Annotated in this window: 11 protein-coding genes; 4 read left to right on the forward strand and 7 right to left on the reverse strand. The window is 46.8% G+C overall.

Annotated features, from left to right (window positions below; all coding sequences use genetic code 11):
• Window positions 1-92: 92 nt before the first annotated feature.
• The 3 genes from EIZ48_RS23595 to pepN all read right to left on the reverse strand — a co-directional run bounded on the left by EIZ48_RS23595 (window position 93) and on the right by pepN (window position 8,287).
• Entirely contained in the window at window positions 93-4,922 is a 4,830-nt protein-coding gene (locus EIZ48_RS23595) for an NAD-glutamate dehydrogenase (protein ID WP_160657181.1), read from the reverse strand.
• 417 nt (window positions 4,923-5,339) lie between these two features.
• A complete protein-coding gene (locus tag EIZ48_RS23600; protein WP_160657183.1) occupies window positions 5,340-5,561 on the reverse strand; it encodes a DUF2835 domain-containing protein in 222 nt (73 codons plus the stop codon).
• 101 nt (window positions 5,562-5,662) lie between these two features.
• The gene (gene pepN / locus EIZ48_RS23605) at window positions 5,663-8,287 is read right to left on the reverse strand and encodes an aminopeptidase N (RefSeq protein ID WP_160657186.1); all 2,625 of its coding nucleotides are present in this window, start codon (window positions 8,285-8,287) and stop codon (window positions 5,663-5,665) included.
• 498 nt (window positions 8,288-8,785) lie between these two features.
• Between pepN and pncB the strand changes: the two genes are divergently transcribed.
• Entirely contained in the window at window positions 8,786-9,982 is a 1,197-nt protein-coding gene (gene pncB, locus EIZ48_RS23610; RefSeq protein ID WP_160657189.1) for a nicotinate phosphoribosyltransferase, read from the forward strand.
• Between the two features lie 90 nt (window positions 9,983-10,072).
• Here pncB and EIZ48_RS23615 read toward each other — a convergent pair whose 3' ends face one another.
• The 4 genes from EIZ48_RS23615 to EIZ48_RS23630 form a co-directional block, all read right to left on the reverse strand.
• Complete coding sequence (locus EIZ48_RS23615) at window positions 10,073-10,726, reverse strand: lipocalin family protein (RefSeq protein ID WP_160657192.1); 654 nt, start codon at window positions 10,724-10,726, stop codon at window positions 10,073-10,075.
• Window positions 10,727-10,978: 252 nt separating this feature from the next.
• Window positions 10,979-12,979, reverse strand: a complete 2,001-nt coding sequence (prc, locus tag EIZ48_RS23620) for a carboxy terminal-processing peptidase (RefSeq protein ID WP_160657195.1) — start codon at window positions 12,977-12,979, stop codon at window positions 10,979-10,981.
• Window positions 12,980-12,996: 17 nt separating this feature from the next.
• Window positions 12,997-13,641 carry an RNA chaperone ProQ gene (gene proQ / locus EIZ48_RS23625; RefSeq protein ID WP_160657198.1) on the reverse strand — a complete coding sequence of 215 codons (645 nt, stop codon included), beginning with the start codon at window positions 13,639-13,641 and terminating at the stop codon, window positions 12,997-12,999.
• A gap of 109 nt (window positions 13,642-13,750) precedes the next feature.
• Window positions 13,751-14,209, reverse strand: a complete 459-nt coding sequence (locus EIZ48_RS23630; RefSeq protein WP_160657201.1) for a free L-methionine (R)-S-oxide reductase MsrC — start codon at window positions 14,207-14,209, stop codon at window positions 13,751-13,753.
• A gap of 84 nt (window positions 14,210-14,293) precedes the next feature.
• On the opposite strand from EIZ48_RS23630, the gene EIZ48_RS23635 reads away from it, so the two are divergent.
• From EIZ48_RS23635 to EIZ48_RS23645, 3 genes are all read left to right on the forward strand, one after another.
• Window positions 14,294-16,120, forward strand: coding sequence for an ABC transporter ATP-binding protein (locus tag EIZ48_RS23635; protein ID WP_160657203.1), 1,827 nt, complete (start codon window positions 14,294-14,296; stop codon window positions 16,118-16,120).
• A 72-nt stretch (window positions 16,121-16,192) separates the two neighbouring features.
• Window positions 16,193-17,389: a paraquat-inducible protein A gene (locus EIZ48_RS23640; protein WP_160657206.1), complete on the forward strand. Its 1,197-nt coding sequence runs from the start codon at window positions 16,193-16,195 to the stop codon at window positions 17,387-17,389.
• Window positions 17,370-19,997 carry an MlaD family protein gene (locus tag EIZ48_RS23645; protein WP_160657209.1) on the forward strand — a complete coding sequence of 876 codons (2,628 nt, stop codon included), beginning with the start codon at window positions 17,370-17,372 and terminating at the stop codon, window positions 19,995-19,997. The genes EIZ48_RS23640 and EIZ48_RS23645 overlap by 20 nt, the downstream gene beginning before the upstream one ends.
• Window positions 19,998-20,159 lie beyond the last annotated feature (162 nt).

The following is a 20,159-nucleotide window of genomic DNA, read 5'->3' on the forward strand; positions in this document are numbered from 1 at the left end:
CGATTTCGTTGCTACTGACAAAAAGGCCGCTCTGCTAGCAGCAGAACGGCCTTTAAATCATGTTGCATGATAATCACAACATGGTGATCAGCTTATGATGATGGACGACAGTTTAAATTCAGCAGCATCAGTTCTCTCAATGCTACCGAGAACTTGGCGAACTCATGAGTAGTACCAACCTTAAACTCGGCAAGAACAGTATCCCAACGGTGAATGGCAGCTTTATGCTGATCCATCCAGTTCTCAATCAACTCTTCTGCCTGCTCTACTTCGGTAGATGTGGTAATCACCGCAGACGTTAGCTGGCGTTGCTGCCAATCGAGATCTTCTCTGAACGAAGCGCGGGCCAACGCTTGCCAGTGGTTTTCAACCGGCTGGTTATGAACCTGCTTGAGGAACCAATGCAATGAAAGATCCGCACCAACAACAAAGTACACACGAGAGATAAAGTCGATATCTTTATCCAGCTCTTTGGCAATCTGCGCAATATCCATTGCTGAATACAGGCTACTCAGACGTGCGATGTTATGTGCAAGATCATCCGGTACACCCTCTTTGATCATGCTGTTAGCCTGTTCATTGTGCTCTTGCACCTCTTCCGTTACAAGGTAACTTTCAAGATTATCCCGCAGCTTCTGAACAATTGGCTGATAGAAGGTGATCTGCTGTTCGATACCTAGCTTGCGATCACGGTTACGCAAAATCCAGCGAGTCACACGACGCAACATCCGACGGCATCGGTAAAGCATTTCATACTGTACTTCTGCCGGGAGAACGTTATCTAGCTCTCGGATCTGGGTAAAGAACTGCTTAAAGTTGAAGATCTCACGACCTACCGCATAAGCAGACGAAATCTCGACTACTGTTGAGCCCGTTTCTTCTTGCAAGCGGGTAACAAAGTTGCACCCCATCTCATTGGACATTTGGTTCGCCAGGGATGTCGCAATCAACTGCTGTTTCAGCGGGTGGTTTTCCATCTGAGAGCGATACTTTTCCTGCAATTCTTGCGGGAAGTAAGCTGGCAGCAAACGTGCATGGTAAGGATCATTGGCAATTTCATCAGTCACCATGTCCTCTTTCAGTACCATTTTGCCATAGGCAACCAGTACAGCCAATTCAGGACGAGTCAGACCTGAACCTGCCTTCTCACGTTCGGCCAGTGTATCGTCATCAGGTAGGTACTCCAGCGCACGATCCAGCTTGCCTTCTTTCTCCAGGTAATGAATGAAGCGGATCTGCTCTTTCAGCAACTGCACCTGCTGCTGTTGGGTAACCGAAATTGACTCACTCTGGCAGTAGGCATTGTCCAAAACAATGTCGCCGACTTCGTCTTCCATGCGTTCCAGCAGCTCATTACGTTGCTTGTAAGTCAGATCGCCACCAGCAACCAGGCTGTTCAGAAGGATCTTGATGTTGACTTCATTATCCGAGCAGTCAACGCCGCCCACATTATCAATAAAGTCGGTGTTGACCAAACCACCACGGGACGCGAACTCAACACGCCCGAGCTGGGTCATACCCAAGTTACCTCCCTCGCCGACTACTTTGGCACGAAGCTCACTGCCGTTAATACGAAGCACATCGTTAGCACGGTCACCTACATCAGTATGTGTTTCGCTCTGCGCTTTGACATAGGTACCAATACCGCCGTTCCACAGCAGATCAACTTCCATCTGCAGGATCATACGAATCAGCTCGTTAGGCGGCATGCTTTGCTTACGTGTACCCAGTAGTTTCTGGATCTGCGGTGTCAGTTTGATCGACTTACTGCGACGCGAGAAGATCCCGCCCCCTTCAGAGATCAGGCTTTGATCATAATCTTCCCAACTTGATCGAGGTAAGTTGAACAGGCGATTTCGCTCTTCCCAGCTTGAAGCTGAGTCCGGATTAGGATCCAGGAAGATATGCATATGGTTAAATGCCGCTACCAAACGGATATGTTTGGAAAGAAGCATACCATTACCAAACACATCACCAGCCATATCACCGACACCGGCACAGGTGAAATCAGTGGTCTGGCAGTTGATTCCCAGTTCACGGAAATGACGTTTCACAGACTCCCAACCACCACGGGCTGTAATCCCCATTTTCTTGTGGTCGTAACCATTCGAACCACCAGAAGCAAAGGCATCACCCAACCAGAAGTTATAGTCATCGGACACCGAGTTGGCCAAATCAGAGAATGTCGCTGTCCCCTTATCAGCTGCTACAACCAAATACGGGTCATCTTCATCATGACGAACAACATTGGCTGGTGGTAGTAGCTCACCATCGACAATATTATCGGTCACATCCAGCAATGCACGGATGAAGCGTTTGTAACAACGCTGACCTTCGGCCCAGATTTCCTCCCGGGTAGACATCTGCGGCTGGCGTTTGCAAACAAAACCACCTTTTGCCCCTACCGGCACGATCACTGTGTTCTTAACTTGCTGTGCTTTGACCAAACCAAGGATTTCAGTTCGGAAATCTTCCTGACGGTCTGACCAACGAAGACCACCACGAGCCACTTTGCCGCCCCGCAGGTGAACACCTTCAATATCAGGCGCGTAGACAAAGATCTCGAAGAACGGTACCGGTGCCGGAATTTCAGGGATTTCCGAAGGACGCAATTTAAGAGAAAGCCAAGGTTTAGGATTCCCCTTCTCGTCCTTCTGGTAGTAGTTCGTTCGCTGCGTCGCCATGATCATGTCCATGTAACGACGAATGATCCTGTCGTCATCGAGACTTTCGACATGATCCAGTTTCTTGTTCAACTTCTTAATCAGATCCTGCTCGGCTTTTTCTGAATGCTTCTTCGCCGGGTTGAAACGTAAGGCAAACAAGGAAACCAGATCTCGCGCCAAATCACTATGGCTAGACAGCGTCTCTTCAATATAGTGCTGACTGAACGGGAAACCCACCTGACGCATATAGCGGGCAAAACTACGTAGAATTGTAATTTCACGACCTGTCAGGCCTGCACAAAGAACCAGACGGTTAAAACCATCACTCTCAATTTCGTTATGCCAAATGGCAGCAAAGGCTTCCTGGAAACGATCACGTGCTTCACTCAAATCAATACCAGTACAGGCATTGTGCAACATGGCGAAATCGAGGATCCAGTAAACCGTCCCGTTCGCCGTCACCACCTGGTACGGAGATTCACCAATCACACGTAGGCCCAAGTTCTCGAGCATTGGCATCACATCGGAAAGGTGAATCGGCTTCTCACGGTGGAAGAGTTTCAGTTTCACAAAGTGAGAATCAACCGCCTCTTCCTGTGGACGGTAGAAAAGCATACCCAGCTTGTTGTCTTCGCTAAGGCTCTCCAGCTGCTCAATATCTGCCACCGCCGACCCCGGCAACATCTGCTCTTTATAAGAACGAGGGAATGCGCGGGCATAGTTTTTCGCCAGTACTGTCCCTTCACTTTCACCGAAGTTAGCGACCAAAGAAGTACTCAGACGATCTTCCCATGCAGAAGCGGCTTCAACCAGGTTATGTTCGATGGCTTTAACGTCTACATCAAAGTTATTATTGTCGACACGCACTATATAATGAGTTCTCGCTAGTGGACTTTCCGAGAAGAAAGTGGTGAATTCAACGTTTTGATCAGATCCAAATGAGTCCCTGAGGATCTCCTGAGTCTTTCTTCGCAACTCGGTGTTGTAGCGCTCCTTGGTGACATACACCATACAGGAGAAGAAACGACCAAACGGATCACGGCGAACAAACAAGCGCAACAAATCGCGATCCTGCATCTGTACGACACCGCAACCTACATCCAGCATTTCTTTTTCATTAGCCTGGATCAGCTCATCTCTTGGATAAGTCTCCAGCAAATTATTCAATGCTTTCCATGAGTGAGAGCCTGCCGGATAACCGCTTGCCTCAAGAATGCGTGACATTTTATTGCTGATCAGCGGAATGTTCATTGCTGTCTGATGGTACGCTGTCGAAGCGTAAAGGCCGGTGAAGCGGTGTTCGCCAATCACATTGCCTTCTTTATCGAAGCGCCTGATTCCAATGTAGTCTGTATATGCCGGGCGATGGATTTTTGATTTGCCGTTGCTCTTGGTCAAAATAAGCAACTCAGGTTTACGGGCCTCAAACCGTGCCGACTCAGGTAGCTCGGAAAGTTTCAGTGACCTTCCCTTTTTCGATTTACTTAGCAGACCAAGCCCGCCCTCGTCACATGGTCTCAGCTCATAGTCGCCTTCAATAGGCACCAAGTCATACTGGTGATAACCCATAAAAGTAAAATTATGTCTGTTCACCCAGTCAAGAAACGCAATCGCTTCTTCACGGTGCGCGTTATCAACTGGTAGCTCTGCCGTTTTCAACTCTTTGACAATGCCCTGCATTTTGCTCTGCATACCTTGCCAATCATTAACGACCAAATCCACATCCTGTAGCACTTGTTCTAGTTCTTCTTTTAGTGCTTTCATCTCTGCTTTTTCGTTGAGACGATCTACTTCAATATGGAAAAGAGTCTGAAGATCACCATCTTTACCACACGCTTCACTGATAGCACCGCTTTCATTCCGTTTAAAGAAATACGGGCCATTTAGCATAAGGTGGCTTGTGATACCAAGGCGGGTTAAGGTCATGCGGACGGAGTCCACAAGGAAAGGACGGTCAGGTGTTACGATTTCGACTACGGTATGCGTTGACTGCCAGCCGTAGCGACTGAGCGACGGATTGTATACTCGTACTGAAATTTGATCTGGTTTATTTTGCGCAAGATGGTGCCACAAACTCAGTACAGCACCATATAAGTCAGATTCATTCCGTTGAAGCAGATCATCATCTGCCAGTTGACCTAGTAATCTTTGAGCAAAAACTTCTACTAATGCCTGCTGAGGGATCTCAATCTTATCCTGGATTAAGCCATACACTTTCTCAAGCAGTACCGGCACTATAGGGTCAGGTGCGGTCATAGCAAATGCTCCATTTGTTATATCTATTATCGATCTAGTATAGGGTTTTATATCAATCCCATGTGCCATTTGGGGACTTAAGGCGCATGGGATCGGTATTCTTTCCGTGAGTGCTATTGTAGGGCGTTTTGTTGCGAATTGGTTACGTTAATAACACTGTTTAGGAAAGAAAAAATCGAATATGTGACTAAGGTTAAGATTTTGGCTGGATGGAACATCTGACATTGGTGAAAAGAGCAGCTGACGCGGTTATTGTTCTTGTAAATTGGTATAACCAATTATTTCTACGATTATTTTTTCTTATATCAAGAGCTAATTTTATTTGCATACCCTTGAAGAATACGCGGTGTTAACGATGGCTTTATCTATACCTTCTCTCGTCAAATGTTAACTAAAAGTTGCGCACAAAGACTGTTGCTAACCTATCAGCTCCAGGGTATCTAAACGATTTTGATTATTCACTGTGATACGGAAGCGACCTTTTACTCCTAGCTGACTTAGAAATGGTCGAAACCGCGACGCTGGAAGTTGTAATTTCAAGCCATTGTCGGTAACGACCACAACGGTACTGGCAGCACCGGAATAGTGGTTCAGGTATGACTGATAAGAGATGTAGACGGAAAAAGTATATGACTTCATAAAAATAAGGAGCTTGGTTCTGGTGGCTAAGGTACTAGGAAAGGACAAATGTAGAGCTTCGAGTGACTATAACTGGTCACTCGAAGCTCACTACGTATAACTTACTGCTCTAACGCTTTATGAACTTTCTCAAACAGGTCTTTCGCCAGGTTCTCCAACTGAGACAGTTTCTCGAGTTCCGCGCGCATTAGTGCCTGTCGCTGCTCATCATACTGACGATACTTCAGGAACGGTTCAATCAGGCGTGAAGCTACTTGCGGGTTGCTAGTGTTCAGTGCCATCAGGATCTCTGCCAGGTACTGATAACCGGAACCGTCTTTCGCGTGGAAACGTACAGGGTTGTTCGCACAGAAGCTAGCAACCAGGCTACGGGTACGGTTTGGGTTCTTCAGATCAAATGCGGCATGAGTCATGGTATTACGAACATTTTCTAATGCGTTCTCTGCCGGGTTCTTACCCTGCAAAATGAACCATTTGTCCATAACCAAACCATCGTGTGTCCACTTCTCACTAAAGTCCGCCATTTGCGCTTCACGGCAAGCGAGACCTGCATTATTTGCCGCCGACATCGCAGCCATGGTATCTGTCATATTATCTGATTGCTGATACTGCTTGGCAGCAAGCTTGTCGCCGTTTTCAGTATTAGCCAGGTAAGACAAACAGGTATTTCGCAATGCACGCTTCGCCATCGCTTCATGGGAAATGCTGTACTCTGCCTGAGCAAGAGTTTGGTAGATAGCCGATAGCTCATCTTCCATTTCGCTTGCCAGTACCGCTTCAAGCTGGCTCACTACCGCGTGGATTGCATCGACATCAACCGTTTTGTACCAACCGGCAATCTCGTTCTCGCTTGGTAGCGTCAGCATTTCGGCAATAAATGCCGGATCCAGTTTCTCGTCTAACAGTACACCACGGAAGGCATCTACCACAGAAGCTGGTAATTCAAATGCTTCACCCTGCTGAACACGCTTAACATTCTCACGGATATATTTTGCCAGCAAAATCTGACCGGCATCCCAGCGAGCAAATTCATTGCGGGCATGAACCATCAAGAATGCCAGCTCATCGTCAGAGTAACCGTATTCCAGTACTACGGGTGCCGAGAACTCACGCAGCATCGAGATAACTGGTTTTTCTTCGACACTATCAAACTCAAAGACTTGCTCAGCCTCTGTAACATCAAGCACATGGTGAACCTTTTCACCGTTACACTGTAACTCAACAACCTCACCGCGGCTGTCATACAGCTCGATATCGAATGGAATATGCAGAGGAAGCTTCTCTTGCTGACCAGCCGTCGGCGGGGTGTGCTGCTTGACTGTGACACGGTAACACTTGCTTTCAGCATCGTAGTCTGTTGCCACATTGACAACCGGCGTACCGGCCTGGCTATACCAGCGGCGGAAGCGAGATAAATCAATACCAGATGCATCTTCCATCGACTGAACAAAGTCATCGCAAGTCGCTGCCGTGCCATCATGGCGTTCAAAGTACAACTTCATCCCGGCCTGGAAGTTTTGCTCGCCCAGCAAGGTGTGCATCATGCGAATAACTTCACTGCCCTTCTCATACACTGTCAGCGTATAGAAGTTATTCATCTCAATAACTTTTTCAGGACGAATTGGATGAGACATCGGGCCACGATCTTCAGCAAACTGCGGCCCACGAACAACACGAACGTTGTTGATACGGTTAACCGGGCGCGAGCCCAGATCAGAAGAAAACTCCTGATCGCGGAATACCGTTAATCCTTCTTTCAAACTTAGCTGGAACCAGTCACGACAGGTCACGCGGTTACCGGTCCAGTTATGGAAATACTCATGGCCGATAACAGCTTCAATACCCTGGTAATCAGTATCTGTCGCGGTTGCAGCATTGGCGAGAACGTACTTAGAGTTAAAGACATTCAAGCCTTTGTTTTCCATTGCCCCCATGTTGAAGAAATCAACGGCAACAATCATGTAGATATCAAGGTCATACTCAAGACCGAAGCGCTCTTCGTCCCACTTCATCGAGTTGATAAGTGACGTCATCGCATAGTCAGCGCGATCCAGGTTGCCTTTATCGACAAAGATCTCCAGCTCGACATTGCGACCACTCATCGTGGTGTAGGTATCGCGAAGCACATCAAAATCACCGGCCACTAGTGCAAACAGGTAACTTGGTTTCGGGAACGGGTCTTGCCACTGTACCCAGTGACGACCATTTTCAAGATCGCCCGAATCAATACGGTTACCATTGCTAAGCAGATAAGGAAACGCCGCCTTATCCGCAATAACCTTAGTGGTAAAGCGCGCCAGCACATCAGGACGATCCAGATAATAAGTAATGCGGCGGAAACCTTCCGCTTCACACTGGGTGCAGAAGCCACCACCGGACTTATACAATCCTTCCAGCAGCGTGTTGGCTTCTGGGTTTACTTCCGTTTCAATAGTTAGCTCAAACTCAGCTGGAACACCGTTGATAGTCAACCCGGTTTCTGTTTCAGCGTAATCTGTCCAAGCTTCACCATTTACCTCGACACGAACGAGTTTTAGGCCATCACCATCTAAAACTAACGGTACCTGCTTGTCTGCAAGACGCTTTATCTGGCTAGTTGCAACAATATGTGTTTCCGTATCATGGAGATCAAACTCGAGGGCAATATCGGTAATGGTATATGCAGGAGCTTGATAATCAGCACGATATTTTGCAGTCGGCTGTGTTGTCGTTGGTTGTTCGGCCATATTGGTTTCCTTAATTATCCGCATGGGGCATTTATGCCGTTGATAAGCGGCTGACACCTGTCATTATTCTGCCTTTAAGTCTCTCAAACAAGGGGCTTTCCCCGTGTTCAATGAGAAACTCATTGCAAAGCCAGAACAGCTGGTGAAGAACTAGACAATTTGATGAAGCGTGGTACTTCGCTCTTTATCAATAACCGTCTGGTTGACACTGCTGTTGTCATCTACCCTACTCGAAAATGGTTATTCGTTTTGACTATACTTTTATAAGTAATCTTTAATAGCACAATCTGACAATTTCTCAGTATCACCCACATATTTATCAGGGTGATTGATGGTGGATTACTCTTTACAAAAATAATATGGTGAGTGGACTTGTTGTTTTCAAGGTTTCGGCGTAAGGTACGCCCCTATTTTTTTAGTCTATTTTGAATGGTTTCAGACAAATTAGGCTCAAAATAATGTAAAATTCTCGGATTGTGATAGACAACTACATTAGCTATGACTGATACAGGACACATTGGGGTTATCGACTCCCTGCTTGATACAGATGCATATAAACTTCATATGCAGCAAGCGATTTTTCATCAATACCCGAATATTGAAGCGGCTGCAGAATTCCACTGCCGAAGCCATGAAGACCTCCGTCCTTACTGTAATGATATCCAGGAACAGGTTAACCGCCTTGCTGATCTTTCCTTTACAGGGGAAGAGCTTGATTACCTAGCGACACTACCTTTCTTCAAAGCAGACTACTTAGACTATTTAAAGAGCTTCAAGCTAGATAGCAACCAGGTAGAGATTGATGCCTCAGGTGAGCAACTGACCATCAAAATCACAGGCAAATGGATTGACGTCATCCTGTGGGAAGTTCCTCTGCTCGCGATTATCAGTGAAGTACGCTCATCAAAGTGCTATCCAAACTCTTCAGCCGATGACGCTATCAAGCAACTAAAAGAAAAGCTTTCAGACTTCTACAGCAAAGCAGAAAGTACTGATCTAAGCCAATTTAACCTGGTTGATTTTGGTAGCCGACGACGTTTCTCCAAAGATGTCCACCACGCCGTGGTTGATTTCCTAAAAGACAACATGCCTGAGTTCAAGGGTACGTCGAACTATCACCTGGCTCGTACTCGCAACCTGACACCAGTAGGCACCCAAGCACATGAATGGTTCCAGGCACACCAGCAACTATCTGGTGAACTGGCGGACTCACAGCAACTGGCTCTCAACCGCTGGCTTCAGGAATACCCTGACTCGTTAGGTATTGCCTTAACTGACTGCATCAATATGGATGCCTTCCTGCGTGATTTTGACTTGCGCCTGTCCAAGCGTTTCACCGGACTGCGCCATGACAGCGCCGACCCTATTGCCTGGGGTGAAAAAGCAATCAAACATTACGAATCGCTTGGCATTGACCCGAAAACGAAGACGCTTGTCTTCTCTGACAGCCTGACTCTTGATAAGGCGCTCAATATCTATAAACACTTCGCCCATAGAGTCAATATTAGCTTTGGTATCGGTACCCAGCTTACCTGCGATCTTCCTGACGTGAAAACCCTGAACATCGTTATTAAACTAACTGAGTGTGAAGGGCGCCCTGTCGCTAAAATATCTGACGAACCAGGCAAGAGTATCTGCCGCGATGAGGGTTATCTGACTCAGCTTCGACAGGCATTTAAAATCGCAAACAGCTAATACAATAAGTATGAGCATTAAAAAAAACAGGCCTGCAAATTTGCAGGCCTGTTTTTTTCAATCTGAAATAGCGCTCAAACAATATGCTCCCTACTCTCTTCGCATAATCGCTTCCATTCCAAATTGCTTATTCGTCAATGTCAGGGTATCTGAGCCAAGTAAAAACTGGCTATCATGCTGGCCATCTTCGTAAATTAATACAATGCGGTCATCTTCAATAAAATATATTCCCTGATGCTCTTTTTTCTTCCCATTAGATCCAGATACCTCGGCTGAGAATAAAAAGTCTGGACGCAAAGAAATAGATAACTCAGAAACACCATCTCCGACATCATTGCCTGAAATACGCGATGAGCGCCAGTTACCAGGAAGGTTTTCAGGTGCGAGCTTGGTAAATCTTGCACCGTCAAGCAGGAACTGGTTGTAACTCAACATATAGCTATGCTGTTGTTCTGGTTGACCTTTTGCTAAAAAAGTTAACGTTGTTTCATCAATATCGTATTTACCGTCCCATTCTTCAACGGTACCGTCAACCTGCAGTAATCGTATTACAAATCGATAGGACGATTTGAACTTTATATTCATTGCACGATAGCTCGTTCCTTCACTATCAACACCATCATCAGTATTACTGAACCAATACCAGTCACCTAGCAGCAGTGGGTAATCAAACTCTGTTAAATCATCGGCATACAAGTGAGAACTAAAGGATAAGACAATTGCAAATAGAAATGATTTAAGCATAGTGCTACCCCAACAACGAAATAAAGTTCTTCTTAAACCCTAGCCTGCAATACTATTTTGCGCTTAGAAATATGATTAATCTCACATAATTTGACCGTTAGTCTCAACAATGAGACACAATCAATAGCTGCTGATTCTGCCCTTAATAAGAAAAAACAGTAGGTATAAAGTAAGGCTTGATATTTCAGAGAGGTGTCAAAATAAACAAAAACGGCACCAAAAGATTGATGCCGTTTTATTACGAGGTATTAATTAGCTAGAGACTCTTACCAAGTCAGCCGTGATTGCAACGGCTTCATCCAGGTAGGCATCAGGCGCTTCATAGTCCTTTGGAATGTCATCCAAAGAAGCAAATGTTTTCTTGCCTAACGCTTTTTGACGCTTATTAAGGCGTGCCAAACGTTCTGCCTCATCTCTCTCTTGCTCGGCTATACGTTTTTTCTCATTCAGCGAGATAGTATTAATATCTTTATCTTTTTTATACTGGTTGATGTCTTCCTGTATAAAACCGAATTCCATATCTTTACTGATTCGCGCTTCATGCTTCGATTTCAGTGACGGTAGCATAGCAGAGAAGTTATAGATCTTCTGATAGCTTGCTGGCTTGATGCTATCCCACGGTAACGCGTTATCCTCGACACTCTCACCGGTTTCAGCCGGATCAATCGCAGTCGGGAACGGCACATCAGGAACAACACCTAAGTTTTGCGTGCTTCCGCCATTGATACGATAGAATTTCTGAATCGTATATTGCACATGGCCAAGAGGCTTATCAAACAAATCGTAGATATGATTCAACGAACGATGCTGTTGAACCGTACCTTTACCGAATGATTGCTCACCAAGTACGACTGCACGACCGTAATCTTGCATAGCAGCTGCAAAAATCTCGGAAGCAGATGCACTGTAGCGGTTAACCAGTACCGTCAACGGGCTGTCAAAGTAAACACGATCATCCGAATCACCGTTAACTTTTACCCGACCGTAACTATCACGCACCTGCACTACAGGGCCACTGTTAATGAACAGCCCGGTTAATGCAGTCGCCTCAGTCAGTGCACCACCACCGTTGTTGCGCAAGTCAATAACAATGCCGTCAACCTGCTGGTCATTCAGCTTACCGATCTCTTTTTTGGTATCTTCAGACAAGCCGACATAGAAGCTAGGGATCTCAATCACACCAACTTTTCTGCCCTGCGAGAATTTAACCGAAGACTTCACGGCACGGTCTTCAAGACGGATCTTGTCGCGCACAATAGTGACATCGTAACTTTTTGAATTCTTACCCTCAGGCAAGATTTCCAGCTTAACCTTACTCCCCTTAGGGCCTTTAATGAGCTGAACAACATCGTCCAAACGCCAGCCGATCACATCAACCATCTCTTTGCCGTCTTGGGCAACACCAATGATTCGATCACCAGCCGCCAGCTTCTTGGAAGCCGAGGCCGGGCCACCAGCTACCAGCGAGCGGATAACGGTATAATCGTCAACCACCTGCAACACTGCCCCAATCCCTTCAAGAGACAAGTTCATCTCTGCCTGGAACTGTTCGGCGTTACGCGGTGACAAATAGCTGGTATGTGGATCAACCTCACGAGCAAATGCATTCATATAGATCTGGAATACATCCTCGTTGTGAGTCTGGGTCAGGCGCTTCAACGCATTATTGTAACGCTTATCCAGTGTTTCTTTGATTTCCTTCCACTCTTTACCCGCAAGCTTCAGGTTAAGCGCATCGTATTTAACTCGCTTACGCCACAACTCGTTCAATTCATTACGATCTTTTGCCCATTCAAGCTCAGAACGATCCAGAACAAAGTCTTCATCGATATCGAAAGTCATTTCTCTATCCAGTAGCATCAATGCATACTGGTAGCGATCATAACGACGCTCTAACAACTTGTTAAACATGTCATACGCAGCCGTAGACTCACCTCGTTTGAGCTGATCATCTAACTGGTATTCCCATTTTTTAAATTGCCTGATATCGGAAGCTGTAAGGAAGCTTTTGTTGAAGTCCAGCATTTCGATATAGCGATCGAACACACTGGCAGAGAATTGGTCATCAAGAGTGAATTGCTTGTAGTGCGATCGGGTAAACCGCGAAGCTATCCTTTTACTTGCTGTAGCGTGCTGCTTTTCAGGAGCAAGCTGCGGCAAATCACTTAACGAATACTTGGCCTCTAGGGCCTGAGCTGAAGCTGCTAGCATCATGCCAGCAGCGATCAGTGAGAAACGGAATCGACATTTCATACGTCGAGCATTCTCCTTTACGAACGAAGGTGCTCCGCTTTAACTACCATGGTCAAACCATTGTTTAAACGAACACGCACATCGTCTTTATTGATTTCAACGATAGTCGCCGGCATGTTTCCGTTACCCATGTTAACACTAACGTTCTTGCCAACTTTCACTTCATCAGCTGTCAGTGCACGGGTCGTTTCAGCAGGCTTTTTATTTAGCTTAGTCGTTTTTTGCTTAGTGCTCTTTGGTTTAGATGATTTTGCACGAATTTTTTTCGCTTTCGCTTCACCATCTTTGCTTGCAGCAGCTTTCGCCTCTGCCTGCTCTTTACGACGAGCTCGTACTTTAGCCTTGCTCTCTTCAAGTGCCTTCTTAGCGTGTTCTACGTGCTCTTCTTCCAACACGCCACACTCGTTACCATCAAGGTCGACACGACTTGCACCGGCTTTAACACCATGAAGGTAACGCCAGGAAGAAGTATATTGACGCAGAGCTGTACGCAACTGAGTTTTACTTACTTTGGGATCTTCATTCAAACGCTCAGCGAGCTCTTGGAAGATACCAATTTTTAGAGGCTTTGCTTCACCTTCAACAGTAAAACATTTAGGGAAACGCTCAGCAATGTATGCAATCACTTCTTTACTGTTCGTTAGCTTTTCAGAGTTTTCCATGGACTTTCCTGACAAATGCGAGTGAAACTCGCCGTTAGTACTTTGATCAAAAAGAAATAGTCTCGCTATTATAGTTACCTAATGCTGAAAAACCACCGAAAGCATGCAATTAGAGCCTTTTTTGTAGTTCCTCGACCAAACTTACTAGTCCATCCTCGTCAGATTGGTCAAATCTTGATAAATTTGGGCTATCAATATCCAACACTCCATATAGCTCCCCTTTTACAGTAAACGGGATCACTATCTCAGAATTGCTCGCAGCATCACAGGCAATATGTCCTTCAAACTGGTGCACATCAGCAATACGCTGAACACGATTTTCTGCAATTGCTGTCCCACATACACCACGGCCAACGGGAATACGTACACAAGCCGGATTACCCTGAAATGGTCCAAGTACAAGCTGGTCACCTTTCAGAAAGTAGAAACCAGCCCAGTTAATATCTTCTAACTCCATATAGAGTAAGGCACTAATATTAGACATATTAGCAATGAGATCTGGCTCGCCTTCGATCAGTGAAACCGCCTGGTTAGTGAGTCGTTTGTAAAATGCTGATTTATTATCCATGGCTTACTCCTTTTATAGCCGTTAGAATGGCGATCCTCATTAGTAATAGGAATCATTATCACTGTGAAAGGCAATTCGAATCAAATGATTAACTGGTCTTGGCTGATAAAGCAAGCAAAACATCACCGCCCCAGACTGGTAGCGGCAAATATCATCGCGCTGGTCGCTACGTTAATCAGTGTCCCTATCCCGCTGCTGATGCCCTTGATGGTTGATGAAATTTTGTTGGACAAGCCGGCTGGCGGGATTCAATTTCTCAACGTTTTTCTGCCTGAATCATTGCAGCAATCAACCGCCTACATCCTCCTTGTTCTTCTCCTTGTTGTTTTAATGCGGGCAGGCAGCCAGGCGTTGAATATTCTCCAAAGTCGCCAGTTCACGCTAGTTGCCAAAGATATTACCTACAAAATGCGCCAGCATCTCATCGACAAACTTGGTCGGATCAGCATGCGCCAATACGAGGAGAGAGGTAGCGGCGGAATCACTTCACACCTTATAACCGATGTCGAAACTATCGATAAGTTCGTCGGAGATACCTTAAGCCGTTTCCTCATTGGCTTACTGACCGTCGTAGGTACTGCTGCTATTCTGCTATGGCTGAACTGGCAACTCGGCCTGTTCATTTTGTTGGTCAACCCTGTTGTCATCTATGCCTCCAAGATGATGGGGAACAGAGTTAAAACCCTTAAGAAGAAAGAAAACCAGGCTTTCGAAAAATTCCAGCAACGCCTGGTCGAAACACTTGATGGGATCTATCAGCTTCGGGCCGCCAACCGCGAACGGGATTTTCTTACCCAACTAAAGTCGAGCGCCAACGACATTCGACATGATGCCGACAAGTATGCCTGGCAGTCGGAAGCCGCCGGACGGATATCTTTCCTTTTGTTCCTTATTGGTTTCGAGCTGTTCAGGGCAATGGCGATGCTCATGGTGCTGTTTAGCGACTTAACCATTGGCCAGATGTTTGCTGTCTTTGGCTACCTATGGTTCATGCTCGGTCCGGTTCAGGAGCTGCTTGGAATTCAGTTTGCCTGGTACAGTGCCTCTGCAGCCATGCAACGCCTAAATGGCCTGATTGCCCTCGAAGAAGAGGTTCGACCAACCCCGAAAGTCAATCCTTTCAACGAGGGTGAAGCGCTTCAAATCGATGTGCATGATCTGCATTTTGCCTATGATGAAGACAAAGAAGTCCTTCGGGGCCTTAACCTGACGATTCCTTCCGGCAAACGTGTTGCACTTGTTGGCTCGTCAGGCGGCGGTAAATCAACGCTCATTCAGCTGTTATTGGGGATTTACCAAAAAGATCATGGGGACATCTTTGTTAATGGCTGCCCCATTGAAGATGTGGGTTACGAGGCGCTGCGTAACAAAATGGCCGTTGTGCTACAGCACCCGGTGCTATTCAATGACACCCTGAGACACAACCTAAGCCTGGGAGCGCAATTTAGTGATCAGGAGCTATGGCAGGCACTTGAAATAGCCCAAATGGCCGATGTTACCCAACGCCTGACCGACGGCCTGGATACAGAAATCGGCCGTCAGGGCATTCGCCTTTCAGGTGGGCAACGTCAACGGCTGGCTATCGCCCGGATGATTCTCGCTAACCCTGAGTTTGTTATTTTGGATGAGGCTACATCGGCACTGGATACCGCCACTGAAGCAGCTTTACATACTGCTCTTAATCAGTTTTTAGCCAACCGGACCACACTGATTGTGGCACACCGTTTATCTGCGGTTAAGGAAGCTGATTTAATCTACGTGCTCGAAGATGGTCAGGTAAGTCAAACTGGCACTCATTCTGAGCTAGTGAATGAAGAGGGCCTGTATCAAACATTATATGGCTCGGTACAATCTGCTGATAGTTCAACAGCTAATGAGCAACTACCTGTAGCCAGATTGAATGTAAAATAATATAGTGTTCATTTTTTACGACCCCGATTAAAAACTGCTTAGTTTTTGATCTATTTAAAGGATTAAACAACCATGTCAATGGCAAGACTCTGCCCCGGTTGCGACTTACCTGTTATGCCTCAGGTCGCCCTTCAGGGACAAAGTGCCTATTGCCCGCGCTGCAATACACGCCTCTATCGCGGCGGGCATTTTCACTTTACTGGTGAGCTGGCCATTGCCCTGACATGTTTAATCCTTTTTATTCCGGCGCATGTATTCCCGTTAATTACCATTCGCCTCTTCGGGGTAATGATCCCGGCATCCCTTCCCTCCGGAACGATTACGCTCGCCTCTAACTTTCCGGCTGTTGCCATACTCATCCTGTTCTGCAGTACCATAGCACCGCTGCTGGTCTGCTTATCGGTACTTGGCGCGCAAGCCGGATTAAAGTTCAGACGCTTCAAGCTCTTTCGCACCTCGGTGTGGATTATCGAACACCTAAAATACTGGGCGATGTTTGATGTCTTTCTGGTCAGCCTGGCAATATCCTGTTTCAAGGTTCAAGACTATGCAGATATTTACGTCGGCCCTGGGCTGTACTCACTAATCCTGTTACAGGTCCTGATGTCGCTGCTTATCACCCGCATCAGTGTCAACCGTTACTGGGAAGCCTGGCAGCCAGAGACAGAGCACAAACCGAATGAGCTAAAGGCCCATTGCCATACTTGTCACCTTACCCAGGCTCATACCGATACCTGCGTTCGTTGTGCATCGCCACTGTATCTCCGTATGCCTCATTCCATTCAAAAAACGTGGGCACTGCTAATTGCCGCGACAGTTTTCATTTTCCCTGCAAACCTTTTTCCGATATCTATTTTTCTGAATAACGGCAAACGGGTTGAAGACACGATTTTCTCTGGCGTAGCCACCCTGGTAAAAACAGATATGACAGGCATCGCCATTATTATCTTTATTGCCAGTATCGTTGTGCCGGTCGCCAAGATTCTGGGTTTGGCCTATTTGCTTTTGGCCATCCAATTCAAACGAAAAATTAACCACCTTCACCGTATGAAACTCTATCGAGTCGTACAGTGGATCGGAAAATGGTCGATGATGGATCTATTTGTGATATCCCTTATGGTAGCCTTAATCGACCGCGACCAACTTCTTGATTTTACACCCGGTCCGGGAGCAATTGCCTTCGGGGTAGTGGTGGTTCTCACTATGCTTGCAGCAGAGAGCTTAGATTCTCGTCTGATATGGGACAACTATGAACAACGGACAAAATAACCAACAACCAGAACCGGTTAATATCAAGCGCGACCGAGGAATATCTCCGTTATGGATCCTCCCGCTACTTGCGCTTGTCCTTGCCGGCTGGCTCGTCTTTAAGGCTGTCAATGAAGCCGGACAACGAATTAAAATCCACTTCAATGATGCTGCAGGCCTAACTGCGGGACGTACGACTATCCGTTATCAGGGCCTGGAAGTTGGTATAGTGCGTGATGTAAGCCTTTCGGACGACCTTCAAAGCATATATGCCGAAGCGGACATCTACCCTGAAGCGGTTCAGGTTCTGAAAGAAGGGACTCGTTTCTGGCTGGTAAAGCCTAAAGCGTCAATCACCGGTATTTCCGGTCTCGATGCCTTGGTATCGGGCAACTACATTGCCCTGCAGCCCGGAGAAGGTAAAGCAGCCTATGAATTCTCCGCCCTCGACAACCAACCGTCTGATACCCCTCTCGGACAGGGGCTTAAAATACAGTTACGGGCACCAAACCTTGGCTCCGTCAGTATTGGCTCTCAGGTGTTGTATAAAAAGATCCCTGTGGGTGAGGTCTATAACTACACGCTCAGCAATAACAGAAAACGAGTACTGATCGACATTCTGATCAAGCCTCAGTTTGCCGAGCTGGTCACCAACAAAAGCCGCTTCTGGAATGTGAGTGGTATGAGCGCCAATGTCGGCTTCAACGGCATTGATGTCCAGTTTGAAAGCCTGTCCGCGATGATTGGTGGTGCGATTGCCTTTGATTCTCCCGATGAGGGCATTGCCATTGAGCCCAACCACCTGTTCCGCCTTTACCCTGATTTGAATACTGCAGGCCGAGGCATCGCTATCACCATCGATCTGCCTGACGGTAATGATATCAGCACCACAGGAGCGCCGATCATCTACAGAGGTTTGGAAATTGGACAGATCTCTGCGCTACGACTAGACGAGGAAAGACAAAAGATTGTCGCCCATGCAGCAATAGAACCGAGTATGAGCGATTTGCTGACGACGGGGTCTCGGATGCTGCTTGAAGAAGCTGAAGTCTCTCTAACCGGTGTGAAAAATATCGGTAACCTGCTCCGTGGCAACTACCTCACCTTGATACCAGGCGAAGGCGAAAAAGCGCGCCAGTTTAAGGCCATCACTCAAGATGAACTACAGGAACAGCAACCTGGTGTTGCCAACTTCTCTCTGTACGCCGACAGCAGTCATGGAATAGAGCGCGGCACAAAACTTAAGCACCGCGGTATTGAAGTCGGCCGGATAAAGAAAGTGCAACTTGAAGGCAAGCGTGTTCGCTTCGATGTTATCGTTATGCCTGAACACACCTCGTTGGTTCGCTCTGCTAGTCGCTTCTACCTTGATGGTGGGATTCAGGCCAGCCTTAGCTCCAAAGGCCTGGATGTAAATGTACCGCCTGCCGATCAACTGATCAGCCAAAATATCAGCTTTACCAGCGCTGGTAGCACCAAGATCCAAAAAAGCTACCCGCTGTATAAGAATCAGCAACTCGCCAAATTGGCTGCCGAAAGCCTGCACGGCACCGCGAAACTAACCTTGTTTGCTGATGAGCTTCCACCAGTATCAGAAGGCAGCCCTATCCTTTACCGAAACCTGCAGGTTGGTGAGGTGAAGAGCTACGCCCTATCGCGTGACGGCGTCACTATTTCTATCGCCATTGACAACAAGTATCGCCATCTGATCAAACCAGATACCGTTTTCTGGAACCGCTCAGGCGTTGAAGTTGAAGCCGGCCTAGACGGTGTAAATATCAAAGCAGATCCAATCAGCACCTTGATTAAAGGCGGCATTGCCTTCGACGAACTTGCAGGTGTATCAAACAAAGCAGGTAAACAATATAAGCTCTACCCTAGCCTCAAAGATGCCAAAGGCTTTGGCCTGCTTATCACGATGACGGCTGACAATGCCAAAGCCATCTCCGTCAATTCAGATATCCGCTATCAGGGCGTCAATGTCGGCAAGGTTATCGAGACGACCCCCGATTTTACAGCGGGCAATGTTAAAATTACAGCTCGCTTATTCCCCAAGTATGCGGAGCTGCTGGCCAAGTCCAACAGTTACTTCTGGGTCGTTACGCCAAAAATCAGCCTGACCGGTGCCAAGAACCTGGATACATTATTGAGCAGCTATATCGCCGTGGCACCTGGCGATGGCCATTACTCGCAAACCTTCGAACTGGGAACCGCTGAAATCGCCAAATCAGGCTTAACGGTTATCCTGGAGAGTGAAGAGCGAAGCTCGATTAACGAAGGAACTCCGCTTCTTTATCGCGACATCCAGGTCGGCCAGGTTGTAAAGGTCTCGTTAGGTGAGCTGGCTGATCGTGTCATTCTGGAAGCTCAGGTTGAAGAAGAGTATAGCCACCTTGTTCGCACCGACACCGTATTCTGGAATGTCTCCGGTCTTGATGTCACTATCGGGCTAACAGGTGCATCCGTGCAATCCGGTACAGTCGACAGCTTGATACGCGGCGGTATAGCTTTTGCCACCCCAGAAAAACAACCGCTGTCTTCAATAGCCAAGCCGGAAACCCACTTCTTGTTGAACAAACAAGCCAAGCCTGAATGGAAAACATGGCGAACCGCAATACCGCGCCATTAGCAAGACTGCATTTCGCAAATAAAGCATGTTAGTTAAAAAGGAGCGCATTGCGCTCCTTTTTTTGTCGTTAATTGGTGCTTTCACAAAGACTGAGACTAACCCACTCGTTGCAATCATCGATTATTTATAGGCTTTGTTATAGAATCTCGGCTCATTGCTAGT

This window comes from Photobacterium alginatilyticum, from assembly GCF_009910675.1.
Classification (GTDB): Bacteria; Pseudomonadota; Gammaproteobacteria; order Enterobacterales; family Vibrionaceae; genus Photobacterium; species Photobacterium alginatilyticum.